Origin of the sequence: Paenibacillus sp. CCS19 (assembly GCF_033239625.1) — a bacterium.
Taxonomy (GTDB): Bacteria; Bacillota; Bacilli; order Paenibacillales; family Paenibacillaceae; genus Paenibacillus_T.
Window position 1 is genome coordinate 103,811 of the sequence record NZ_BTCK01000014.1, and the last position, 24,730, is coordinate 128,540.

The 24,730-nt window shown below is 51.1% G+C and carries 24 protein-coding genes and 2 tRNA genes; 5 read left to right on the forward strand and 21 right to left on the reverse strand.

Going from position 1 to position 24,730, the window contains the following annotated elements:
* Positions 1–32: 32 nt before the first annotated feature.
* Entirely contained in the window at positions 33–275 is a 243-nt protein-coding gene (gene sspI / locus SBI19_RS12230) for a small acid-soluble spore protein SspI (protein ID WP_317968439.1), read from the forward strand.
* A gap of 146 nt (positions 276–421) precedes the next feature.
* On the forward strand, positions 422–643 hold the full coding sequence (locus SBI19_RS12235) for a hypothetical protein (RefSeq protein WP_317968441.1): 222 nt from the start codon (positions 422–424) through the stop codon (positions 641–643).
* 25 nt (positions 644–668) lie between these two features.
* Here the strand turns inward: SBI19_RS12235 and SBI19_RS12240 are convergent, their stop codons facing one another.
* The 8 genes from SBI19_RS12240 to SBI19_RS12275 all read right to left on the reverse strand — a co-directional run bounded on the left by SBI19_RS12240 (position 669) and on the right by SBI19_RS12275 (position 9,999).
* A complete protein-coding gene (locus tag SBI19_RS12240; RefSeq protein ID WP_317968443.1) occupies positions 669–1,754 on the reverse strand; it encodes a Gfo/Idh/MocA family protein in 1,086 nt (361 codons plus the stop codon).
* Positions 1,755–1,800: 46 nt separating this feature from the next.
* Complete coding sequence (locus tag SBI19_RS12245) at positions 1,801–2,436, reverse strand: ThuA domain-containing protein (protein ID WP_317968445.1); 636 nt, start codon at positions 2,434–2,436, stop codon at positions 1,801–1,803.
* Positions 2,437–2,492: 56 nt separating this feature from the next.
* Positions 2,493–3,653 (reverse strand): Gfo/Idh/MocA family protein, encoded by a 1,161-nt coding sequence (locus SBI19_RS12250; protein ID WP_317968501.1) that lies wholly within the window; start codon positions 3,651–3,653, stop codon positions 2,493–2,495.
* An 83-nt stretch (positions 3,654–3,736) separates the two neighbouring features.
* Positions 3,737–4,789: a LacI family DNA-binding transcriptional regulator gene (locus SBI19_RS12255; protein WP_317968447.1), complete on the reverse strand. Its 1,053-nt coding sequence runs from the start codon at positions 4,787–4,789 to the stop codon at positions 3,737–3,739.
* Positions 4,790–4,968: 179 nt separating this feature from the next.
* Positions 4,969–6,552: a peptide chain release factor 3 gene (locus SBI19_RS12260; RefSeq protein WP_317968449.1), complete on the reverse strand. Its 1,584-nt coding sequence runs from the start codon at positions 6,550–6,552 to the stop codon at positions 4,969–4,971.
* 91 nt (positions 6,553–6,643) lie between these two features.
* On the reverse strand, positions 6,644–7,276 hold the full coding sequence (locus tag SBI19_RS12265) for a cyclase family protein (RefSeq protein WP_317968451.1): 633 nt from the start codon (positions 7,274–7,276) through the stop codon (positions 6,644–6,646).
* 139 nt (positions 7,277–7,415) lie between these two features.
* Positions 7,416–8,972, reverse strand: coding sequence for a glucose-6-phosphate dehydrogenase (gene zwf / locus SBI19_RS12270; RefSeq protein WP_317968453.1), 1,557 nt, complete (start codon positions 8,970–8,972; stop codon positions 7,416–7,418).
* Between the two features lie 169 nt (positions 8,973–9,141).
* Complete coding sequence (locus tag SBI19_RS12275) at positions 9,142–9,999, reverse strand: YwmB family TATA-box binding protein (RefSeq protein ID WP_317968455.1); 858 nt, start codon at positions 9,997–9,999, stop codon at positions 9,142–9,144.
* Between the two features lie 121 nt (positions 10,000–10,120).
* On the opposite strand from SBI19_RS12275, the gene SBI19_RS12280 reads away from it, so the two are divergent.
* Positions 10,121–10,507 (forward strand): hypothetical protein, encoded by a 387-nt coding sequence (locus tag SBI19_RS12280; protein ID WP_317968457.1) that lies wholly within the window; start codon positions 10,121–10,123, stop codon positions 10,505–10,507.
* Between the two features lie 194 nt (positions 10,508–10,701).
* A complete protein-coding gene (locus SBI19_RS12285; protein ID WP_317968459.1) occupies positions 10,702–11,298 on the forward strand; it encodes a hypothetical protein in 597 nt (198 codons plus the stop codon).
* 128 nt (positions 11,299–11,426) lie between these two features.
* Here the strand turns inward: SBI19_RS12285 and SBI19_RS12290 are convergent, their stop codons facing one another.
* From SBI19_RS12290 to SBI19_RS12340, 11 genes are all read right to left on the reverse strand, one after another.
* Positions 11,427–12,107 (reverse strand): response regulator transcription factor, encoded by a 681-nt coding sequence (locus SBI19_RS12290; RefSeq protein ID WP_317968461.1) that lies wholly within the window; start codon positions 12,105–12,107, stop codon positions 11,427–11,429.
* Between the two features lie 16 nt (positions 12,108–12,123).
* Positions 12,124–13,107 (reverse strand): sensor histidine kinase, encoded by a 984-nt coding sequence (locus tag SBI19_RS12295; RefSeq protein WP_317968463.1) that lies wholly within the window; start codon positions 13,105–13,107, stop codon positions 12,124–12,126.
* Between the two features lie 171 nt (positions 13,108–13,278).
* On the reverse strand, positions 13,279–13,965 hold the full coding sequence (locus tag SBI19_RS12300) for a PspA/IM30 family protein (protein ID WP_317968465.1): 687 nt from the start codon (positions 13,963–13,965) through the stop codon (positions 13,279–13,281).
* Between the two features lies 1 nt (position 13,966).
* Positions 13,967–14,452 (reverse strand): PspC domain-containing protein, encoded by a 486-nt coding sequence (locus SBI19_RS12305; protein ID WP_317968467.1) that lies wholly within the window; start codon positions 14,450–14,452, stop codon positions 13,967–13,969.
* Positions 14,449–15,129, reverse strand: a complete 681-nt coding sequence (locus SBI19_RS12310) for a PspA/IM30 family protein (protein WP_317968469.1) — start codon at positions 15,127–15,129, stop codon at positions 14,449–14,451. Before SBI19_RS12310 ends, SBI19_RS12305 begins: the two co-directional genes overlap by 4 nt.
* A 59-nt stretch (positions 15,130–15,188) precedes the next feature.
* Positions 15,189–15,473: a LiaF transmembrane domain-containing protein gene (locus tag SBI19_RS12315; protein WP_317968471.1), complete on the reverse strand. Its 285-nt coding sequence runs from the start codon at positions 15,471–15,473 to the stop codon at positions 15,189–15,191.
* A gap of 300 nt (positions 15,474–15,773) precedes the next feature.
* Positions 15,774–17,336 carry an ABC transporter substrate-binding protein gene (locus tag SBI19_RS12320; protein ID WP_317968473.1) on the reverse strand — a complete coding sequence of 521 codons (1,563 nt, stop codon included), beginning with the start codon at positions 17,334–17,336 and terminating at the stop codon, positions 15,774–15,776.
* Positions 17,337–17,451: 115 nt separating this feature from the next.
* Complete coding sequence (locus SBI19_RS12325; protein WP_317968475.1) at positions 17,452–18,384, reverse strand: carbohydrate ABC transporter permease; 933 nt, start codon at positions 18,382–18,384, stop codon at positions 17,452–17,454.
* Between the two features lie 20 nt (positions 18,385–18,404).
* Positions 18,405–19,334 (reverse strand): ABC transporter permease, encoded by a 930-nt coding sequence (locus SBI19_RS12330; protein WP_317968477.1) that lies wholly within the window; start codon positions 19,332–19,334, stop codon positions 18,405–18,407.
* Between the two features lie 145 nt (positions 19,335–19,479).
* Positions 19,480–21,099 carry a response regulator transcription factor gene (locus SBI19_RS12335; RefSeq protein ID WP_317968479.1) on the reverse strand — a complete coding sequence of 540 codons (1,620 nt, stop codon included), beginning with the start codon at positions 21,097–21,099 and terminating at the stop codon, positions 19,480–19,482.
* 47 nt (positions 21,100–21,146) lie between these two features.
* A complete protein-coding gene (locus SBI19_RS12340) occupies positions 21,147–22,910 on the reverse strand; it encodes a sensor histidine kinase (protein WP_317968481.1) in 1,764 nt (587 codons plus the stop codon).
* 168 nt (positions 22,911–23,078) lie between these two features.
* Here SBI19_RS12340 and SBI19_RS12345 point away from each other — a divergent pair, with 168 nt between their 5' ends.
* Positions 23,079–24,266 carry a peptidylprolyl isomerase gene (locus SBI19_RS12345; protein ID WP_317968483.1) on the forward strand — a complete coding sequence of 396 codons (1,188 nt, stop codon included), beginning with the start codon at positions 23,079–23,081 and terminating at the stop codon, positions 24,264–24,266.
* A 203-nt stretch (positions 24,267–24,469) separates the two neighbouring features.
* On the opposite strand, the gene SBI19_RS12350 is transcribed toward SBI19_RS12345, so the two are convergent.
* Together SBI19_RS12350 and SBI19_RS12355 are read right to left on the reverse strand one after the other, a co-directional pair.
* Positions 24,470–24,551, reverse strand: a tRNA-Leu gene (locus SBI19_RS12350).
* Between the two features lie 39 nt (positions 24,552–24,590).
* Positions 24,591–24,664, reverse strand: a tRNA-Cys gene (locus SBI19_RS12355).
* Between the last annotated feature and the right edge of the window lie 66 nt (positions 24,665–24,730).

The following is a 24,730-nucleotide window of genomic DNA, read 5'->3' on the forward strand; positions in this document are numbered from 1 at the left end:
TACGCGTCTAACGTCAATGGGAGGTATGCGGCTTGAATACAATCGATTTGCGACAGGCGATCGTTATGCGAGTGAAGGATAAATCGAACGAGGAACTTAGCGACATTATTCAAGATTCTATAGGTTCGGATGAGCGGGCGCTGCCTGGACTAGGGGTTTTGTTTGAAATGATCTGGCAGGACAGCTCGGCAACCGAGCAATCCAGCATGGTCGACAATCTGCACCGCCACCTGCATGCAAGCGATTCAACTGATTCCGGCCTCGGACATTCCTAACAAGGATTAGAACGAACAATTACCCCTTCAACGAGCTCATCCGGATGCGGTAATGACGCAAAGTCATCAACCGCCCATGCGAAACGGGATCTCCGCGCATAGGCTACTATCATCCGGTATTTGAGCAACGAGAAGGGGTAATTCCAATGGCACTTGTAGAAGACACTAACGTTGTTGATACTGAGCCGTCCTCAGAAGACATCGCAATCTGGGCTGCTGTTCTTGTTATCGCTGCGGATGCACTTGCCTTATACGCACTGCTCAAAGCACGTAAAGAAAAAGCATCACAGCCCGATACCACCGAAGATAAAACGCAAGATTTCGAGATACGCAAAACAAACAGACCAAGATCGAGCAGCAGACGCTAAGCTATCAACTCAGCAGCGAAGCGAACTATGCCTGTTCCTTCATAGCGGCCGGCTGTTCGCAAGAGCTTGCCATTTGGTAATGACGATCCTGCTGCGAAGCGATATGGAAGCCGTGCATCGCTTCAAGCACATGGTAAGCCATTTCACCGTTTGCGCGGTGCGGCCGACCTTCTGCAATCGCCTCAGCCATGTCAATGACGCCAATACCACGATTGTTATTCGTCAGTTCATGCGTCAGCGGCATCGTCTCCCACTCTCTTGAGCCTGCTCTGCGCAGCTGTATCTCTCCGCCGAAGTTGTTCGGATCCGGTACGCGCAGCGTTCCTGCCGTACCATAGATTTCGATCGGCGGCAGGCCTGCTCCAGCTGGAATATCGAAGCTCGTGATCAGTGTGCCCACTGCGCCGGAAGCGAAGTCGATAACACCGGCAATATGCGTTGGCGTCTCTACGCGAATCTTCTGTCCTCGCTTCGGCTCGCTCTTGATCGTGCGTTCTTCATGCGTGATGACAGCGGAGCCCGTAACACGGCGGATTGGCCCCAGAAGGGTGACGAATGCGGTCAGGTAGTAAGGTCCCATATCGTACATCGGACCGCCGCCTACCTCATAATAGAAGCCCGGATCCGGATGCCAGCTCTCATGTCCGCCGCCCATCATGAATCCCGTAGCTGCGACTGGTGTGCCAATTGCACCATCATCGATCAGCTTGCGACAGGACTGAATGCCGCCGCCCAGGAACGTCTCTGGCGCGCATGCGACCCGCAGTCCTTTGGCCTTCGCAACCTCGAGCACGCGAGCGCCTTCTTCAAGCGTTACGGCAAGCGGCTTCTCGCCGTATACATGCTTGCCCGCTTCCAGTGCGCGAAGACTAATCTCCGCATGCGCCTTCGGAATCGTCAGGTTGACGACGATATCGACGTTCGGATCGGCCAGCAGCTCCTCGACGGAGTATGCATGCGGCAGGCTGTATTGTTCCGCCCGCATTCGAGCGCGGGACAAGTCTGCATCCGCAACGGCGATGACCTCAACCTTGTCGGAAGCCGTTAAATTTTTAAGATAGATATCGCTAATATTGCCGCAACCGATAATGCCTATCCGTGCTCGTGTCATTCGAAAGCTCTCCTCTCTCCTCGTACACCTCGTACGATCCCTGGCTTTAGCCTTGTTCTGGACGTGCTGCCCACAGGAAGCCGCGGCGCATCAGTTCCATCGTCTGCGGCATCTCTACGATGTTCGCTTGGTGACCAAGCGAGTTGTAATACACGTTGCCTTGTCCCCACTTCTTCGTCCACACGACCGGCATCTTCACTTCGCCGAAGCTCGTCGTTGCGTGTACTTTGACCGCTGGGTCTACATGCATATAGTACTTCTCGGAGCATACGTCGAAGTCGCCGATGCCTTCCGTCAGCGGATCGCCTGGAATCGACATCTCCACCGTATAGTTCACGCCGTCGTTGCCGGGATGCGCCACCCATTGACCGCCGACCATGTATTGATACTCCACCTCGTTGCGGAACGAGTCGCCCATGCCGCCATGGCAGCCGGCAATGCCGCAGCCATTCTCAACCGCTTCAAGCAGCGGCTTCAGTTGGTTTTGTTCAATCTTGCCCATCGTCCATACCGGAACGATCAGGTCGAGCGATTTCATAAGCTCCTCGTCTGCGTAGCTGTCCAGCGTATCCGAGACGATAACCTCGAACGATTCCTTGCGCAGAATATCAGCGAAAATCTCTCCAACTTCCTTCGGCTGATGTCCATCCCAGCCGCCCCATACGATCAGTGCTTTTCTCATTGGTTGTCTATCTCCTCACATCAGGATCTTTGAACGGAGTTCAAAGTCACTCTGCTTTACATCTCTTCGATTGATACCCAACGGCGCTGCTCGATCGAACGCTCGACCGCTTCCAGCACCTCTTGGCATTTGACGCCGTCTACGAAGTTCGGCACCGGCTGACGGTCTTCCGACAGTGCCTGCATCAGCTCCACAACCTCATGCGTGAACGTATGCTCATAGCCGATCGTATGTCCTGCCGGCCACCAAGCGTCCATATAAGCGTGCGCTGCATCCGTTGCAAGCACGCGACGGAAGCCCTGTACATCAGGCGCATCGTCTGTAAAATAAACCTGCAGCTCGTTCAGACGCTCGAAGTCGAACTTCACGCTGCCCTTGCTGCCGTTGATCTCGAACGAGTTCGTGCAGCGATGACCCGCTGCGAAGCGCGTCGCCTCGAAGCTGCCCAGCGCACCGTTCTCGAAGCGCGTCATGAACAGCGTCGCATCGTCGACCGTAACGTCGCCGAGCGGAGCATCCGCATCGCCCTTCGCGCTAAGTCCCGTCATCGCGGACGGCATCGGACGCTGCTTGACGAACGTCTCGCTCATGCCGATCACTTCGCTGAACTCGCCCACCAAGAAGCGCGCCATGTCAATCAAGTGAGCGCCAAGGTCGCCATGCGAGCCGGAGCCTGCAATCTCCTTCTGCAAGCGCCATACGAGCGGGAATGACGGATCAATGATCCAATCCTGCAAGAACCATGCGCGGAAGTGATAGATCTGGCCCAGACGGCCTTCTTCGATAAGCTTCTTCGCGAGCTGAACAGCCGGCGCGAAACGGTAGTTGAAGCCGACCATATGCTTCACGCCCGCCTTCTCCGCTGCTTCCAGCATCTCGCGCGAATCTGCCAGCGTCAGCGCAAGCGGCTTCTCGCAGAAGAGATGCTTCCCTGCTGCGGCTGCTGCAAGCGCGATTTCTTTATGTGCATCGCTAGGTGCGTTAATGTCCACGATATCGATATCGTCACGCTTCACGAGCTCGCGCCAATCCGTCTCAACCGACTCCCAGCCGAATTGGCTTCTTGCCTGCTCGACGCCTTGCGGATCACGTCCGCAGATGGCCTTCATAACCGGTTTCGTAATGTTAGGGAAGAACATCGGCGCCGCTCGATAAGCATTACTGTGTGCTTTACCCATAAATTTATAGCCAACCATACCTACCCGCACTTGATCCAATGCCATTGCTATCGCCCCTATTCGAATAATTGTGGCCGCAGCCCAATACGCTGTTCACATCCTAGTTGAGCGCTTCACTTCTATCACCGTTGTTTGCTCCTATGCTGCTGCACGCCTGTGGACTCCCTTATGATGAGCTCAACAGGCAGCACGGCGGAACGCGATGCATCTGCACCTTCGATACCACTACCCAACAATAGAGAAGCAGCCTTCCTTCCCATCTCTTGAAAAGGAACCGCCACGCTCGTCAGCTGCGGACTCGCCATCCGAGCCGCATCCGCGTCGTCGTAGCCGCATAAAGCGTAGTCCCGGCCAGCTTCCAGCCCATGCTCGCGCAGCCCCTGCATCGCTCCGATCGCCATCCGGTCATTCGCTGCGAATATCGAATCCGCCCGCCCCGATGCGATCAGCTCTGCGAGCTGGTCCGCCAGCTCATAGCCGCTCTTGCGGCTGTAGTTGCCTGTGAGCATCAGCTGCTGCTCAATCGGAAGACCAGACGCCGCCAGCACGCTCAGATAGCCTTCACGGCGGTCAATGCTGTTCGAGTATTGCTCGGGACCGTTAATGAAAGCAATTCGGCTGCAGCCGATGTCGATCAGATGCCGGACTGCATCCTGACTTCCAGACCAATGGTCCGCATCAACGGTTAAGAAGGACGAATCCCCGCCACGTTGGCTATACCGTTGATTCAATACGCAGAAAGGATAACCGTCCTTCGCCAATTCCTCTAATGCACTGCGATCCTGCGGCATATCTGTCGCCCCCAAGACGATAAGCGCATCAATCTTCTGCGACTGGAACAGCGCCGCATAATTGCGCGGCTGATCCGCTTCCCGGAACAGCAGCAGCAGATCATTGCCGGCAGCTTGTACCTCCGAGCCGATCCCGCTGAGCATCTCCGAGAAATAATAAGTCGAGAACAACGATACCTTCGCCATATGAGGCAGCACGACGCCGAGGTTGCCGCTCTTCTTCCGCGCGAACTGCTGCGCAAGCGCATTCGGTACATACCCGAGCTCTGCCGCAGCCGCGAGCACACGCTGCTTCGTCGCTTCCTTGACCGGTCCTACGCCGTTAAGAACACGGGACACCGTCGCCTCCGACACACCGGCCAGCTTCGCCACTTGTTGTCTCACAACGAATCTCCCTTTACATATTTACTTTGTGAACTCCTTCGTACAGAAAATGTACACGCGTACATTTTGTCATGAGAACGTCTTCATGTCAACCTGCTATAGCATACTTTCAACAAAAAAAGTCTGTCATCCCATTTGGATGACAGACTTTATAAGTGCATACAATTGGCCCAGTTCGCTTAAGGAGCCATCTCCAAGAACTTCGCCGTCGGGTTCTTCTCCATTGCCGTACGCATCGCATACTCATTCTCGAACAGAACGACATAATTGTCCTTCTTGTCTTTCACAAGCGCCGAGTTGATGCGGAATTTCGAAGGGTCGATGTTGTCATCGATAATCCAGCGTGCGAATTGATACGTCATCCGCTGAAGCTGAACTTCAACGCCATATTCGGCACGCATCCGATATTCGAACACTTCGAACTGCAGCTGACCGACAACGCCGAGAATCGTATCGTCGAAGCTTGTCGTGCGGAATACTTGGATCGTACCTTCCTCCGTCAGCTGATCGATGCCCTTCTGGTATTGCTTTTGCTTCAGTGCGTTCTTAATCGTTACCTTAGCAAAGATCTCCGGCGAGAACGTTGGAAGCTCATTGAATACCACGTTGCCGCCTTGCGACAACGAATCGCCGATGCGGAAGATACCTGGGTCAAACAGACCGATAATATCGCCCGGATACGCCGACTCGACAATGTCGCGGTCCTGCGCAAGGAATTGCTGCGGCTGGGACAGCTTAATGTCCTTGCCTGCACGAACATGCTTAACGGACATCCCGCGGTCGAAACGGCCGGAGCAGATACGCAGGAATGCGATCCGGTCGCGGTGAGCAGGATTCATGTTCGCTTGAATTTTGAACACATAACCCGTGAACTTCTCGCTCGTTGGCTCGATGATCCCATCTTCGCTCTTACGCGGCGTTGGCTTCGGTGCAAGCTGCAAGAAATTCTCCAAGAATGTCTGAACGCCGAAGTTGTTGACCGCGCTGCCGAAGAAGACAGGCGTCAGTTCGCCGCGGCTAACTTTCTCAAGATCAAACTGATCGCCTGCAACATCGAGCAGTTCAAGATCGGAGATCAATTGATCGGTTAAGAAATCGCCAGCCATCTCACGGATGATGGAATCGTTGTAATCATCAACCTTACGGACCTCGATCGTCGAATGATCTTTGCCGTTAAACAGCTCGACTTGGTTCTTCATCCGATCATAAACGCCGCATAGGTCACGCCCCATGCCGATCGGCCAGTTCATCGGAACCGAACGAATGCCAAGCACGCGCTCCAGCTCTTCCATCAGATCGAATGGGTTTTTGCCTTCGCGGTCCAGCTTGTTGATGAACGTGAAGATCGGAATGCCGCGCTGGCTGCACACTTGGAACAGCTTGATCGTCTGCGGCTCGACGCCCTTCGCAACGTCGATAAGCATCACGGCGCAGTCCGCAGCGGTCAATGTCCGATACGTGTCTTCACTGAAGTCTTGGTGACCAGGCGTGTCCAATATATTAACCCGATGCCCGTTGTAATCAAATTGCATAACCGAGGACGTAACGGAGATACCGCGCTGCTTCTCGATCTCCATCCAGTCCGATGTCGCATGGCGGCTTGCTTTGCGCGCTTTTACCGAACCCGCTTCACGAATAGCTCCACCGAACAGGAGCAGCTTTTCGGTCAACGTCGTTTTACCGGCGTCCGGGTGCGCAATAATGGCGAATGTGCGCCGCTTCTCGACTTCTTGCTTGATTTCATCCTTTAACGATACGCTCATAATGACTTCCTTTCGATTCTTCTATAGGCTATGCACGAGGCGGTGCATCAAGAGACGATTGAGACCATGATACAAGATGCCAGCCTTCTATCTATATCCCGCCGATCAGAATAGCCCTTGCCGGTGCCGCTTCTACGCCCGTCAACTTCAGCGGAGCGACCACGAGAAAATAATTGCCGGGATGAACATGCTTCAATCGCAGACCTTCTACGATTACGATGTTGCTGCGGAATATTTGCCGATGCGTCGGGTATTCCTGCTGAGAGCGCTCAATGCCTAGCCCATCGACACCGATGCCGCGAATGCCGCATTCGATCAAATATCGTGCTGCATCTTCATTCACATAAACGAACTGACTATCGAATGTCATGCTCTCATTCATGGAGTTGCGCGTCTTGAGCAGAATCCATTCGCCCTTCTGGATGGCGAAGCGCTCCAGATCCGCTCTCGAGACGGAGTCCGTCACATGCGTCAAATCCAACACGCGCGCCTGGCCGACGAGTTCTTCCAGTCCGATCGATTCGATCGTCGCGCCGTCCTTCAACATATGCAGCGGCGCATCGACATGCGTCCCTGTATGAAGGTTCATCGTAAGCTGAGACTCATATGCTTCGCCATCATCGAAGTTGGACACATTCGTCATAATCGGCTGCTTGCTGCCCTCATTATTCCACACCTGCATGCCTTCATGAACGGTCATCGATATATCATAAATTTTGAACAAGTCTCGTCGCCCTCTCAGCCGCCAGCCGCTTATGCAGACAGCACATGATGTTGTTCTGAAACAGTCCGAAGGCCGGCCGACGATAAACTTGCTTCGTCGACCGGCCGTATTACGACCACTCTAATTGGATGATAATAACTTACTTACGGCTGCCCGAGATCCAGATGACGTTATCCTCATCTTGACCATTCACCGGCCACCAGTGGAAGCCGTCTTGCGCAAGAATTTGATCCATTGCTTCTGGTCCCCAAGAGCCTGCTGGATAGAAGGCAAGATCCGAATCCGTCTCTTTCCAAGCCTTCGCGATATCATCAACGAACGCCCATGCTTGCGATACTTCGTCCCAACGCGTGAAGCGCGTCGATTCGCCGCGAGCCGCATCGAAGATGAGGCGTTCATAAGCTTCTGGCGTATTGATGCCGATCTGGCACGATTGGCAGAATTCCATCGCAACCGGCTGAAGGTTATTGTCATTGCCTGGACGCTTCGCATTGAATTTAATGTAGATGCCTTCCATCGGGTTAACGCGAATAACGAGCAGGTTCGGATTCACTTGTTCGCCCGCACGGAACAGGACGTTCTCCGGCACGTTCTTGAATTCGATGACGACTTCCGTCGTCTTCACCGGCAGGCGCTTGCCTGTACGGATATAGAACGGTACGCCTGCCCAGCGGAAGTTATCCACGTGAACGCGTGCGCCGAAATACGTTTCCGTTACCGATTCCGGATTAACGGAGTCCTCTTGACGGTAGCCCGTCAACGCTTTCGAGCCGAGCGAACCTTCGGAGTATTGACCGCGAATGACGTTCGCACGAACCTCTTCGCCGTTCTTGAAAGTACGAAGGGAACGAAGCACTTTAACCTTCTCATCCCGAATATCTTCAGGCTGCAGACGACTTGGCGGCTCCATTGCGATAATCGTCAGCATCTGGAGCATATGGTTCTGCATCATGTCGCGAAGTGCGCCGGACTTGTCATAGTAACCGCCGCGGTCTTCTACGCCAACCGTCTCAGCAAGCGAGATCTGGATGTTCGCAATATGCTTGTTGTTCCAGAGCGGCTCGAAGAACGCGTTCGCGAAGCGAATCGCTTCGATGTTCTGAACCATCTCTTTGCCGAGGTAGTGGTCGATGCGGTAAATTTCTTCTTCCTTGAACACTTGGCTCAGTTGTCCGTTCAGCTTGCGAGCCGTTTCAAGATCGTAACCGAATGGCTTCTCGATGACGAGACGCTTCCAACCGTCCGACTCCAGCAATCCGCCATCGCGCAGATTGAAAGATACAGGTCCGAACAGTTCTGGTGCAAGCGCCAGGTAGAACAGGCGGTTGCCTGGAATATTGAATTTCTGGTCCAGCTCAAGCGAACGCTTGTTCAGCTCGCGGAATCCGTCCACATTGTTAATATCGAGTGACATGTAGGTGAAGTGCTCAGCGAATTGATTCCAGAGCGCTGCATCGTCCGCTTTATAGCGGCAGAACTCAACGATGGACTCATAAACATCCGAGCGGAATTGATCGTCCGTACGAGGACGACGGGCAAGACCGACAACAGCAAAGTTCTCTGCAAGCTTGCCTTCTTTATATAAGCTGAACAGCGCAGGGAACAGCTTGCGCTTTGCAAGGTCGCCTGTTGCGCCGAACAGATAGAAGACCGCACCTTCGGCGGCTTGTTGCTCCAATTTTACAGTAGTCGTCATGTTCCTCATTCTTCCCTTAGCAATTTTCTCTATTCTATACGTCTATCATGTATTGTAGTGTAGCATATTCATCCTTATTGCGCCATTCAACAACCCATAAAAAAAACTGATTGTCCACCTAAGTAAAGGTAATCAATCTAATTAAAGTCGGAAAGTAAACCTGTCTGAATTAGTCGGCCTCTGCATAATCGCCGGTTATTACAGGTACTCCAATGACCCAGTCTATTGCTGTCGATTCGCTGTCTTGATGCGCGGTTAACTGCAGGTTGGACTTCTTGCCGCTTGTCTTCATAAACCGCTCGATATGCGGCGAATACCTCGACTCGCTGATCGTCAAGCCTTCGGCATCCTCATAGTTCTCGACCAATTCGGCGTCTGATTTCGCAATCACGTCGGTAAACAGCTGTTTGAGCGACTTCACCTCTTCTACAGTAACGCCCGGTGCTGCCGTTCCGCTAACGCGGAAGCTGTACGCATACTTCCCGCCTGCCTCATGCACAGCCTGCTCGATCTTATCGGCCGCATACACTAGACTGTCCGCTTCTACGGTTGTAGTCGGCTTAACGATAATGACCGAATCGGTGCTGCTGTCATCGGTATGGATCAGCATCGACACCTCAACAGCTATACCATCGTGTGCATCCGTTGCTTCCATCGCAGCAGAGCCTGCTTCGGACGTATCGATGGTTCCTGCATAGATGTCTCCCCCGGCTTCTCCGCTGGCCGCGGCTTCGGCTTCCGATTTATGCAGGCCAAGAATGCCCGCAGCTCGAAGTGCTTGTCCGCTCCGCATTCCACTCACGTCGTATCGAAGCAGCCAATGCCGATCCTCTCCCGCTGAATCCGCTGTGGGGATCGTATCCGCAAGTGACCATACATACTGGAGATCTGGTGCAGCGGAACCTCGAGCCGTTCCCTTCCCCTGCTGCTGCGTTGCAACAGCAGCTCCGCCAATTAATACGGCTGCAGCAATAATAACGGGCATTAGCCCTTTTCGTGTTCGCCGCACAGCTGCCTGCTTGCTCATCAATGGATCAACCCCTTAAGGAATTGGGCGGGCCAGAGCTTAGTCAATCTGGGTAATTGACCATGCATATATGCCCTTACCTGCATAAGATGGGCGTAGAACTAGGAGGTGCATAACGAGTATGGAACCGATTTTCCCATTACATGAGGATCATATATCCCGCTTCTGCGGACTGCCGGTATGTATCGTGACGCACGACGGCAGACGGCATGTTGGCGTGCTGTCTCACTGCCGCAGCGGCCGCGTGACATTGAATGGCCCAATGGGTTCGCCGAATGCAGGTCAGCATGCCGTTCTGAATCATTACACTTCCACGCCAGACAACGCGGAACAGCCGAAGAAGCAGAACAAGAAGAATAAGAAGCAGACGGCTCAAACGCAAGAGGAACAGCCGAAGGTTCAGACCCAAGCGTATGGCTATGGCAATGATTACGGCTATTACAATCCATGGGGTACGGCATTCGCAATTGATCTGGCAACGATCGCCTTTCTATTCCTGCTACTTTAAGAGGAAGTTCAAAAAGTCCCCTTTCGTACTTTTGAACACGCACTTTAATACAGCAGCCTGCATGGATGATGTCAGGTCACGGTCTCTCCATTCTGCACGAGCGGCGCGCGCAGCTAACGCTCCGCGCCCGCCGACACCAATCGCCAACTTCCGCACGGTGAATCCGTTATCGTAAGCATTAGGAGGTGATGCAGATGAGAATGGACCCACTTCAACGTAAACCGATTCCAACCGCTGTTGCCCGCGTTACGCGCAGCAGACCGTACGTGGACTATAAGCTTCAAGAAGAACACGACGCCTTGCTGCATGCGGGAGCGGACAAGCAGGACGAACGCAGAGCTGCTTCAGAAGCTGCTCAAGCGATCACTGCGCTTATTAGTCAGCTGTCCGAATTGAACGGAACGATCGCACAGGGACTCGCCCCGCTGCAGCACAGGCGTAAACACAACCCTCAAGTCGAAGCTTCTCTTACCGCTGCCTTCCATCGCGAATTCGATGCCACGCTTCGCTTGTTCGACGAATATCCCAGCCTGCGTCAATCCTGGAAACAGGTCTTGACCAGCTCGTTCGAGAGTGCCTCGTCCAACTTATTCGATATCCATGGTCCAGCGGCCGCTGTTCAGAAGGTCATTAAGCAGATAGAACGCACTACGGCGAGCATGCTTATCGAGCCACAGCTGCTGTCGCGAATGCTGGGCAGCATCGGTTACAGCTATTCCCCGCATACTCGGCTTCGTTCATACAGTACGATGATTCACTCACTCAGTCTGCTCATTCACCGGCAAGGCTAGCAGCACTCGCTGCTTCACTCGATTAAATATCCATTTATTACTATTGTATCAGAGATTGAAAAAAGCCGGCAAGACGATATTCGTCTGCCGGCGCCGCTTCGCGTACAACTAGAACGGACCGTTACCGCTTATTCCGCTAAACCATGCTTATGCGCATAGATAGCAGCCTGCGTACGATCGTCTACATTCAATTTGGAGAAAATATTCGTAACATGGAACTTAACCGTCTTAATCCCGATGAACAGCTCGTCGGCGATTTCCTGATTCGACTTGCCTGTCGCTACGAGCTTCAGCACTTCCATCTCGCGATCGGTCAACTGCTCGTGCAGCTTCGCCGCCGATTGCTGAGGCTGCCGGAATCGGTTCATCATCTTCGCAGCCACCTGCGACTCAAGCACCGATTGCCCGCGCGCAGCCGCACGAATCGCATCCGCGATTTCGCCCGCACGCGAAGTTTTGAGCAGGTAGCTGAACGCCCCCGCTTCAATTACCGGATACATCTTGCTGTCATCCAGATAGCTGGTCAGCACAATGACTTTGCAGTCCGGATAGAGCTCTAATATTTTGCGCGTCGTCTCAACGCCGTCCATGCCATCCATGACAAGGTCCATGAGTACGACATCAGGCGAATAAGCTTGTGCAAGCCGGATACCGTCATAGCCGTTGCTTGCCTCTCCCACAACTTCAATGCCATCCTCCGTATCTAGAACGGCTGCCAAGCCGATTCGAACCATCTCATGATCATCGACCAGCAGCACCTTTATCGAATGTCCAATCTCCGTCTCATTACTGTGACTGACCTTATCCATCGCCCTTGCTCCTCCCTTATTCCGCCGTTCGCGCTGGAACCCATATATCGATCTTCGTGCCTGCCCCTGTCTTGCTCTCGATGTCAAGCGATCCGCCCATCTCCAGCACCCGCTCCTCCATCGTCAGCAAGCCATAAGAAGAATGCTTACGCTCTTCAACCTCGAACCCTACCCCATCGTCGACAAAAGTAAGTCTGACCTGCCTGCCGAAGCCGCTCAGATGAATAGACATCGACTGCGCCTTGGAGTGGCGGAGCGTATTCGAGATCGCCTCCTGCGCAATGCGGAACAGATGATCCTCCGACTGCGTATCGAGCGTCATCTCGCCGTCTACCTTCATCGTGATCGACATCGATGTCTTCTGCTGGAGTTCATGGACGAGCGACTGCAGCGCTTCGCCTAAGTTTTTGCCGTCCAGATGGACAGGCCGTAGATGAAGCAGCAGCGCACGCATCTCGGATTGCGCGACAGCCGCCATCTCTTCAATTAGCTCAACCTGCCGTTTCGCCCGCTCCCAATCCTTCTCGATCGTCCGACCGACGGCGGTTGCTGTCATCGATATGGCGAACAGCTGCTGACTGACCGCATCATGAAGCTCGCGTGCAAGCCGCTGACGCTCCTCAATAACAGCCGAGAACTTCAGCTTCTCTTCCCATACCTCATCGCTTTCCTCGCTGCCCGCACCATTGACCTCATCCTCCTCGTGGTCAATCGTAACCCGTGGACGGCGATACTGACGATCCGCGAGACGCTGCAGCGCCTCCTTGAGACGTATGCCCTGCAGATAGCTGTTTAACGCCGCAGCAGCCAGTGCCGCAGCAATGATGGCGAGCGCTATAATGGCCCCCCGGCTTTGCAGCGTGAACACTTCTATGTATCCGATGCTGTGAAGCACAATTAGCAGCAGTCCGATGACAATCAACAGCCATATAATCGTTTCTGCAACCTGGCTTTTTCGCTTGGCTGCTTTCGATTGCAGCTCGTTCTTTTTGACAGACATGAACCACGTGCTCCTTATCCCGCCAATTGCGTCGCGAGTGTTCTATCCATAATTGTAGACCTATTCCAGATCAATTGAAAGACACGATCTGTGACGCGCCTAATACCCTTCTCGCCCAAGAAGGGCGGCCGCTTATGGCGGTCCGCCCATTTCCATCATGCAGCTGCTGTATTACTCTGCGCTGCTGTTCAGTTTTTTCTTCAGAGCTTCCAGCTGCTCTTCTACTCTGCCGCGTTTCTCCAGATCGATGGTCGATACGACTGGTGCGCTGTTGTATGCAGAGTATGGTGTACGGAGCACGTCAGCTTCCGCTTCCATCTGAATGATCTTCTCTTCCATCCGGTTGAAGCCGCGGGATGCGCCGCCGCTCGTAATCGAGTTTTGCGTTGCGGACAGCTGGGAGAGCTGTTTCTTCGCTTTCGCCAGCTGAGCGCGTGCTGCAAGCTCGTTGCGCTTGTTGCGAAGTTGGTAGAACTCATCCTTCATGCCGTGCAGCTGCTGCATGAGATCGTCAGCTTGCGCTTTTGCTTGCGCATGAAGCTCTGTGTATTCCGTAACTTTTTGTTCGAGGACGATTTTCTCTTCGAGCAGCTTGCGAGCTTGATCTTCGTAGCCTGCACGCAGTGCTGCTTCGGCTTTCGGCTCCAGCGTTGCTGCTGTGCGTGCTGCTTCTTCCAGACGCTGCTTCATGCGGCGCTCGTTCGTCAACTGTTTCGCAACCGTCACTTCTGCTTGGCGAATTTCTTCCTCCATATCGCGGAGGTATTGATTCAGCATAATAACTGGATCTTCTACTTTATCAAGCAGCTCATGCACCGATGCCTTCGTCAAGTCTTTCATACGTTTAAAGATTCCCATATTAAAAATCTCCCTTCTCATATTTCGCTAGTTTGGCTTTCAGTTCTTCAACTTCCTTGCGAAGCGCCTTGCGCTCCAGATCTTCCATCATCGAATCGAATTGGCTTGCATTATTGCCGGCGCCGTATTGACGGTTACCGGATGGATTGCCGTAAGGGCCATTGTTCGGATTCGATCCGCCGTATGGCGGGTTATTATAGCCATTATTGTAGCCTTGATGCTGTTGGTGACCATAACCATGGTCATAGTAAGGACCGTTGTGACCGTGTCCATAGCCGCCTGGGCCGTTGAAACCGCCATAGTATGGCGCCTTCGGAACAACGAATGCTGCCAGAATGTAGATCGGGATAACGGTACCGCCGGAGAATACGGCGAGCACGATGAGCAGAATACGAATTAGCGTTGCATCCACTCCCATTGCTTCGGCTAAACCGCCGCACAAACCGAACAGTTTCTTATCTCGACTGGATCGATATACTTTACTCATGACGAGGACGACCACCCTTCTTTTTCAAGCTTGCGTTTCAACAACTCAAGTTCGCGCTCAACAACCGATTGCACGCGGCTGCCGGCTTCGTGCAGCACTTCCGCTCCGAATCTGCGAATTTCACGCAAGCTCTTTGCTTCCAGCTCCATATCGCTGATGCGATCCTCCAAGCGGCGGAACATGGAGCCTGGCTCTTGTCCTTGCACGCCGTATCTTGCATTCATACGCTGCTGCAGTCTCAGAGATTCCATCCGTGCCGCGTAATACTCACGCTTGTCATACACCGTCTGGTACTCGCTCCGCAGCTCGCGGAGTTGATCTTCAAGCTCAGCCACATTGCTGCTCGATTGCTCGTAGAGCTCGCGGTATTGATTAGCGCGCTCTTCTGCCGATTGCTTCTCGTGAAGAGCGATGCGAGCCAGATGCTCTTCGCCAGCCTTGAGGGCTGTCATTGCTTGCTGCTCCCGCTTCTCCTTGTGTTGATCTGCTTGCAGCCATTGCGATTTCAAGTGATGATTATGTTCGTTATACTGCTGGTACAGCTTCTCGCATTGAATGATTTCTTCTCGAGTTGACCAGAGGAACTGATCGATCAGTCGAACCGGATCTTCCGATTTCTCCAATCGTTCGTTCAATGTTGCCGCTGTGATGTCACGCACTCTACGAATAATGCTCATCGGTTCCTGCCTCCTTCTATTCTATCCATTGTCTATCTAGGCTAGCTCAGTACCTTCTATTACCTTCTTTTGTTGAATTGCGATACACCGAATGCGATCAGTGCGATCGCAATTCCCAGCATGATCAATGTGTGGAACTTGCCGATGATCATCAGACCGCCGAAAGCAATCATCAGACCGCCTAGTATCTTGCTGTTGTTCCGCCAGCCTACTACGCCAAGACCAATCAGGATGAGCGGGAAGAGCAGCTTGATGATCCATCCGAGCGTAATTCCTAGAATGGGCAACGCAATAAGTCCACCTACAACGATTAATGCGATACCTTTTGCCGACCGGTTATTCATATCGTTTTCCACCACCTTCGTTTCTCTTTGCTTGCGTGTTCCTTATGTCTTTATTCTAGGTTGTTTCGCTCTTTGCCAAAACGGACTCACGGCTGTTTTTGCGACTAGACCTAGGTCGGGGCAGTCTCCAACCCTCAGTCGGAGCGCATATCCGACCCCCGGTTCTCTACTATATATAAGCATCAATAGAAGCAAAAAAAAGGCGCCCTCCCGAACGGGAGAGCGCAAGAATTGGGTGAGGGGGGAAATACGTGTTACGTTAACGCCGAAATCGTAGTGATTGCTTAAACCAATCGAAAATTACTTCGCAGCGAGGAATGCATCGAATTGTTTTTGCTTCTCGGCAATAACTTTCTCAACGCCAGCTTTGATCAATTTGTCCTTGTACTCGGCAAGAACGGAATCCACGTCAACCGAACCCGTTTCCAGAGCTACTTGGTATTGACGGTCGATGTTAACGATCGCACTAACTTCAGCTTTCACAGGCTCGCTGTCGAATACGAAGCCGAGGCCTGGGGAAACTTTAGGACCTTCGTTGAATTTCTTGAATTGATCCCATTTGTCAGGAGCTTCGGAGTTCAGGACGTAGTTCAGGAATTGGTTACCGAACATCCAAGCAGCGCCTGGCGAGTAGTTTTTCGCATTGTCCGACGGCGTGATGATCTCGCCGTCACGGCTGAAGTGGTCGCCTTCGATACCGAAGTTGAGCAGGTTGTTCAGGTATTTGTCCGTGTGGAGCAGGTTGATGAACATCATTGCACGATTTGGATCACCCGACGTCGTCGAGATCGCGAGCATCGAACCGGACGTTTCCGAAGTCGAAACCGTTTTCTCATTGAGCTCGATTTGAGCCAGTTTGCCAACCAGACCCGTGGATGCAGCAAGCTCAGCATCTTTACCAGGTTTCAGGGACGAAGTGATAGCGAATACGTTACCAGCTTTCAGCGCGTCCGTATTCATCGTCGTCGTCGTTGCTGCGTCGCTGTTGATGTAGCCTTTGTTGAAGAAATCACGCGTGATTTTGAGCGTGTCAACATAACGCTGCGTATCATAGCTAGCTTTAACCGTCGTTTCCGTCGAATCCTTCAAGATGATACCTGGGATGGACGTATCGCCGAGTGCATCGAAGTTACCGAAGTAGTGCGCGTCGAAGTTTTCGCCTTTGAGCAGGTACAGCGGCGTAACTTCTGGTTTAGCAGCTTTAACTTTCGCGAATACAGCATCCAGGTCTTGGATCGATTTCACTGCGCTCATATCGATGCCCAGCTCATCCGCCCAGTCTTTACGGTACACGATACCGCCTTGTGCTGCGAGCTCTTTGTTCGTAGGAACGCCATAGTTTTTGCCGTTGATCTTCGAACCTTCCAGATAAGCTGGATCAAGTTCAGTCTTAATGTCTTGACCGTATTTGTCCAGGAGCGGAGCAAGATCAAGGAATGCGTTCTTCGAAACGTTAACTGCGTATTTAGTCCATTGCGCCGTGAAGAAAATGTCTACTGGATCACGGGAAGCGATCATCAGGTTGACCTTGTCTTCCCATGCAGTCCAGTCGATTGGCTGCAGGTCGATCGTCGCGTTGATTTTGTCCGTCAGATACTTGTTAATTTCATCTTCGACTTTAGCTTCGTCTGGTTGAGCTGTACCTGGATACACCATAACCAGTTTGTATGGCTTCAGATCAGAAGCTGGAGCAGCTTCTTTCGTGTCGTCTGTTTTCGTGCTGTCATCTGTAGTCGTCGCAGCTGGAGTCGTTTCTGTTTTCGTCTCCTTATCGTCGTCCTTGCTGCCGCATGCTGCCAAAGCCATTGACGACGTGAGGGCGAGTACCATAAGCAGTAATGCACTCTTTTTCGCCTTAACCATTTCCATTTGACCTCCCAATGGTAATTAATATATATGCTATATCGGATTGTAACCGATTACAGCCAAGAGTAGAAAGGCGACGGCTTCCGCCGCCTTCATGACGCATTTGGTTAACTTAACCCTTCACCGCGCCGACTGTCAAACCCTTTACGAAATATTTCTGGAAGAACGGATATGCGAATATGATCGGGCCGATACCTACTACAGCCATTGCCATCCGGACCGTCTCATTCGGGAATTTCGCTGCGCCGCCAATGACGCTGATCGCATCGGTGTGGCTCATCAAGAATTGAATGTTCGTCAATGTTTTGTACATCAAATATTGAACGCTAATATTTTCATTCTTCGTGATGAACACGAGAGAGAGGAACCAATCATTCCAGTAGTTCAATGTACTGAATAACGCTGTCGACGCAAGTACCGGGAGCGACAACGGCAGTACGATTTTGAAGAAAATTCGCATCTCCCCTGCTCCATCGATCTTCGCTGATTCGATTACCGCACCCGGAATCGTCGTTGAGAAGAATGTACGAATAATGAGTACGAAGAACGCGGATACGAGAAGCGGAAGAATCAGTGCCCAGATATTATCTTTCAGATGCAGCATCCTTACATAAACGAGATACCACGGCACAAGACCGCCGTTGAACAGCATCGTGAAGAATACGAAGAAGGTGAAAAACTTGCGTTGCGGAAAATCCGGTCGGCTGATCGGGTAAGCGTACAACGCCATAATGACTAGACCTAGCAGCGTGCCGACAACGGTTACGAAGATCGATACTCCATATGCTTTCAATACATTGTGCCAGTCCTCGAATACGAACTTGTAGGCACTAAGGTCAAACTGCATCGGTATGAACTTGTAACCTTCCCGCACAACATCCTGCTCGTTGGAGAATGATACCATTACAAGCAGCAGCAGTGGAAAGAGACACATTAGAGAATACAAGCCGAAAATGATTTTTATTGTCCAGTCGCCGACCGGCGAAACGGAGTTTACCGGCCGTGACGGTGCCTTTTCTGTCGAGGTCGTCATTGTTGCTTCCATGAGTTGCCTCCTTCGTTAATCTAAAACAATGCGCTTTCTTTATCGATCCGTCTGACGAACCAGTTTGCTAGGAATACGAGGATAAAGCATACAGTTGATTGATACAAACCTGCTGCCGACGATAACCCTGAATCGCCCATAGCAAGGAAGGTACGATAGACATACGTATCGATTACGTTCGTTACCGGGAACAAGACGCCTGACTCTTTAGGTACTTGGTAGAATAGTCCGAAGTCCGCACGGAATATCTGTCCGACTTGCAGCAAGGTCATAATGATCATTACTGGCATGAGCAGCGGAAGCGTAATCTTCATAATCTGCTGCCACTTGCCAGCGCCATCGATCGTTGCCGCTTCGTAATACTCGTCGTCGATGCCGATGATAGCCGCCATGTAGAGAACCATGTAATAACCAACGTTTTTGATCGTATTCACGATTGGAAGGATAAACGGCCATGCATGAACTTTGAAGTACCATTGAACGGGATCGACGCCGAAGAACGGAAGCAGCGTCGTATTTACGAAACCGTTTTTGTCATGCAGCAAACCGTATACCAAGTATGAAACAACAACCCAAGACAAGATGTACGGCAGGAATATGATGGATTGATGGAACCGCGCAAGATACTTGTTGCGAAGCTCGTTCAACATAATGGCGAAGGCTACAGGGATTATCAAGTTGAGTACAATGAATAGTGAGTTATAGAGCAAGGTGTTTCTCGTAATGATCCAAGCATCGCTTGTTTTGAACAAGTACTTGAAGTTTTCGAACCCTACCCATTTACTGTCGATAAAGTTCATGATGATGTTCGCATGCGGGTAGGTCATTTCTTTGAATGCGATTACGACACCCAGCATCGGGATGTAATTGTTAACTAGAAGAACCAAAAATCCAGGCAGCAACATCAGGTAGAACATCCCGTATTTGCGCATGTTACGCTTAAGTGCCATCCAATTTCCTCCTGCTTCATTCCTATTCTCTTCGTTACTTCTTCCTTGTGTTTCTTCTTCCTCATTGTAATGAAAAAGGCCACGATGCTCTATCTGCATCGTGACCTCATTAACGTTCCTGTGACATCTTTACTTGCGAACTGTGTTAATCGACATGGTGGATTAAACGGCGATATTCCTGCGGTGTTAATCCTGTCGCTTTCTTGAATAACTTGGAGAAATGAGAGAAATTGCTGTAGCCGACCGAGATCGCGATGTCGCTGATTCGAACGTTGCTGTTCTCCAGCTCCGCCTTCGCCTTCGCCATTCTCCGATCCGTCGTATAGTCGGTAATGGATGATCCCGTTTCTTTGCGGAACAGCCGGGAGAGATAAGCCGGATTCAGGAACACATAATCCGCCAGCTGTTCTCGGCTCATGTCCTCCTCCAAATGTTCTTCTATATATTGTTGTACCTTACGAACGATATTCGATACATCTTTCCCGTTCAGCCTAACATATTCGGCACCTTGCGAGCAGACGGAATGCGCCCAGCTCTTCAATCCTTGCAGTGACTTTAGTGCATGGCCGCTGTCCTCCCATTCCCGATGCGGGAACGCAGCATCAACGGATAGCGATTTACGTTGGAATGTTTGAAACACGGTATGGACAATGCCGAAATAAATGGAGACGATAAAAGCGTAATCGACGCTTTCCTGCTCTTCCGCGAGTTGATTGAAGAACTCGTCCACTCGAGCAGACAGCTCTGTTCGCTTGCCGCATTCAAGGAGCACCGCCCAATCTGCTAACGGTGGGTAAGCTGCTGGTCCTGACGGAGGTTTGAACTGTCCCTTCTCCTGCTCATGGACGACCGTACACGTATCGGTCAAATTGCTGCGCTCCAGATTACCAAGCAGCTCGACGACTTCCCGTAAGGAAGCCACAGGCGAAGGTGTTCCAACATAACAGGATAGCTGACAGTGCAGATACGAACCGCACTGCTCAATGTATTGACGGCAGCGGGAATCGAGCTCCGCCTTCGATACGGCATTAGGCTCATAGATCAACACGAGCAGTGCGCCGCTGGCATCTTGAACAACCTGACCTTTGGCATCCTTGAGAATGATTTCTTCCGCCGCATTCTTCACGCCGTACGTCATAATCTCCTCATCCCGCGCCGACCAGTCCTCCTGCCACTGCTCGATGCTGATAAGTACAACGCTAATGAGCGAATCGGATTGCAACGGTATCCCATACAGCATTAACTGCGGATCCAGCTGTTGAGGCGATACGGATTGCCGCCAGTGGATAATATCTTCCCATAGCCGCTCCGCCATGACGGGTAGCTGTTTCTGCCACTGCTGATAGTAGTGCTCATAGGTCCGGTGGAAGGAATCATGCTCCTCTTGTATTCGAACCTTCTCGGCTGCTTGCAATATGGTTTTCTTCAAATGCTCATGATCAACTGGCTTCAATAAGTAGTCGAACCCATCAAGCTGCAGCGCCTGCTGCGCATATTTGAAATCAGCGTGGCCCGTGAGCAGAATCGTCTTCGTTGCTGGTGAATGGACATTCACCCAACTAAGCAGCTCGATGCCAGTCTGATTCGGCATATCGATATCGGAAAGCAACACGTGGATCGTATGTTGGCCGAATAGTTCCTGCGCTTCCTCTGCATCGCAAGCCGTATAGATGTTAGCGATTGGCATGTCACTCCATTCAATGCCATGCACGATCCCTTTTATTGCTATATCCTCGTCATCTACAATAAGTAGGTTGTATGCCATTATTCTCTCCTCCCTCTCTTCATCTTTGCAGACATTCGCATCATACGTTAACCAGCAGCAGCCTTGCGGTCGGTCATGCTTGGAAACTTAATCGTAATGACGGTTCCCGTTCCTTCTATTGCATTAGCAAATCGAATGCTTGCCCCTTCGCCATAATGCAGACTTAGACGATGCGCAACGTTCATAATACCAAGTCGGCTTGATTCACCCTCGGATAGCGGTTTACCTTCACGCAGCTGCTCGAGTACGTCTGGCGGGAATCCGACACCGTTATCTGCAATTGTAAGAAGGAAACCACCGCCATCCTGAACATCCTGTTGAACCGAAATATGAATAACAAACAACTGCTTGCGATTTTTGAAACCATGGATAATCGAGTTCTCAACAAACGGCTGTACGGTCAGCGCCGGTATCGGGAAGTTCTTGAGCGGCTCCGGAATGTCGTACGTAACGACCAGCTTGTTCGGGAAGCGCAGCTCTTGAATGGTTATATAGTTATCGATATGACGCAGCTCTTCATCCAGCGTAATCGTATCCCGATTCGCTCTCATAATGAAGCGGAAATAGTCCGCTAGGTGCAGCGACATTTTCTTCACCGACTCATGATCCTTCAGTGCAGCGAAGTTATAAATAATATTGAGCGAGTTCATATAGAAGTGTGGATTGATTTGCGCCTGCAGCTGTTTCAACTCCCCTTGCTTCACGCGCAGCTGCTCCTCATACATTCCGATCTTAAGCGTCTTGATCTGCTCTGCCATCGTATTGAATGTGTTGGCCAGGAATACGAATTCCACTGTTTTATCCGCTTGAAGTCGTACATCCAGCATACCGAGCGAAATTTTCTTCATGCCGAGAATGAGTTCGCCCAGCGGCTTGAACATAATGCGCTGCACGAAGATGAGATACAGCATGAGCAGTATGAAAATTCCGATTGGCAGGAAGAATACGACCATCTGGAAGAACGGCAAGCCTTGCAGCATCGATTTCTCTGGCAGCATGATCGAGTAGGCGATATTGGATGTCTGGCTTCCTCTATACATGACCAAATATTGATCGCTGGATTCGCTGCCCTTCATCGTGACATAAGCCGGGCCGTTCTCCATATTGATACCATCGAGTTGAACAGGTCCATCGCCGCCTGCAAGCGCCTTCATTATTCGATTCCCCTCAGTCAAATAAAGCCCGCTATCCGCGATTGCTCCTTCGCTCCACTGCTTGCCGAGCATATCGGAAATGTCTTTCACGAGAATGATCGCGCCGACGTAGATATCGTCCGTTACATGAATCGTCTTCATCAACAAGTTCTTGCTTGGCATACGATCATCGCTCGTCAATTGCCAGAAGTCCAGGTTCTGATTATTGATATCGTTTTCGACAATATCGGGCACATGATCTCTTAGCAGCTGTTTCATCATCTCATAATTATTATTTTTCGTACCAATAATAACATCATTGTTGCTATACAAGAAGATCGTGTCGATCATGTCGTAGAAACCTACGTCCCGCATCAGTTTGTTATAGATTCGTACCTTCGTTAAGACATAATTGTCTGTAGCATAAGGATACGAGCTCAACAAGCCTACATCACTGTCCAGAATCGCCATCTTCATCAAGTATTCACTTGTAGCGCTTAGATTGTTATCTGTCTGCTTAACGAATATATCTAGCGTATTCCGGTACGTCTCTGATACCTTATCCCGTACGACTTCCTTCGCGTACAGCGTATTTACGATCATGAACAGGACGAGCGGTACGATGACAGCAACAAAACTGAGCAGCAGCTTTACTTTCAGCGATTGAACGAAAACCATCTCTATGCTCCGTTTCTCTATTTAAATGGTAGTTTTATGTATTCGACCCATTCGGACTTTTTCCTCCATCGTTTTTTTATTTGCTATTAAGGTTCGTACCTATTTAATCTGGTATAGTAATACAATGGGGCACCATTTTTAAACATTAGAGAGGAGCAACACCTAATCATGTCTGAGGAAAACAAGCGCTTTAACGAGCAAGACGAAGTTGAAACGAATAAAGATAATCCGATCGAGGGTCAAGACGAGAACGAAACGAGCAAGGATATTTACTTCACGAAGAATACAGATGAGACAAGCCTTGACTTGAACTCCAATGATTCCGATAACGACTACGAAGAGGAAAATGAAGACAACATCGATTCCAAGCCAACAACAGCAGCAGCTGGCCAAGGCTCCGCACCAAAACGCGCAGGCGTAGGCGGCTGGATCGCAAGCGCAATTCTTCTCGTCGCTCTTATCGTTGTTTCCATTAAAGCCTTCTCTGGCGGTGCTGGCTTGAACGAAGAGGTTGGCTCTGTTAATGGCGTAGCGATCAGCAAAGGCGACCTGTACGATAATCTGGTTAAAGGCGGCAACGGTGAATCTGCAATCGAAGGTCTGATCACGTACGAGCTCGTTAACCAAGAAGCACAGAAGCAGGGCATCACAGTATCTGACGCTGACCTGGATGTTGAGCTGAATGTGATTAAGAAAAGCATGGGCAGCGATGAAGCTTTCCAACAAGCACTTGACCAATACAAAATGACGGTGGACGATCTCCACTCGGATCTGCTCCAACAAGCTCAGCTGCGCAAGCTGCTCGCCTCCAAGATCAACATCACGGATGAGGACATCAAGGCCTACTACGATGAGAACAAAGCATCGTTCTCTACGGAAGAGCAAGTACGCGCTTCTCATATCCTCGTTGCGACGAAGGAAGAAGCGGATGCGATTGAGAAGCAGCTCAAAGAAGGCGGAGACTTCGCAGCAATCGCAAAAGAGAAATCGCTTGATACAGGATCGGCAACTAATGGCGGTGACCTGGACTTCTTCGGCAAAGGCGCTATGGTTCCTGAATTCGAACAAGCTGCATTCTCCCTCAAAGTTGGCGACGTGAGCGAGCCAATTAAATCGGATTACGGTTACCACATTATCAAAGTAACGGATCGCAAAGAAGCTTCGTCGCCAACGCTCGAAGACAAGAAAGCAGATATCAAGGATACGCTGACTTCGCAGAAAATTTACGAGCTGTCGCAAACGTTGATTACTGATCTGCGTTCGCAAGCAACGATCGTGAACAAGCTGACGACTGCAGCAGCTGCTACCGACGCTACTAACGAAACTGACGCAAGCACTCCAGCGGCTACAAAATAACCTATATGAACATAAATAAAGAGCACCGCATCAATGCGGTGCTCTTTATTTATGTTGAGAAGAATGAGGGTAGTTGTATCTCTTCACAATGACGAGGAAACTTGTAAGTTCGTGCTGATGTTGATGAACATAATAAGTAATCATCATAAAAACAAAAAACTCCTAAGCGCTTTAAGCACGTAGGAGTTTGACTTGTTAAGTAATGGTGCCGGTGAGAGGACTCGAACCTCCACGGTTTCCCTCACGATTTTGAGTCGCGCGCGTCTGCCATTCCGCCACACCGGCATATCATTATTCATTTACCACCATTCTATTTGAAGAAGATGGAGGCGCCACCCAGATTCGAACTGGGGGTAAAGCTTTTGCAGAGCTTTGCCTTACCGCTTGGCTATGGCGCCATAATGGAGCGGAAGACGGGAATCGAACCCGCGACCCTCGCCTTGGCAAGGCGATGCTCTACCGCT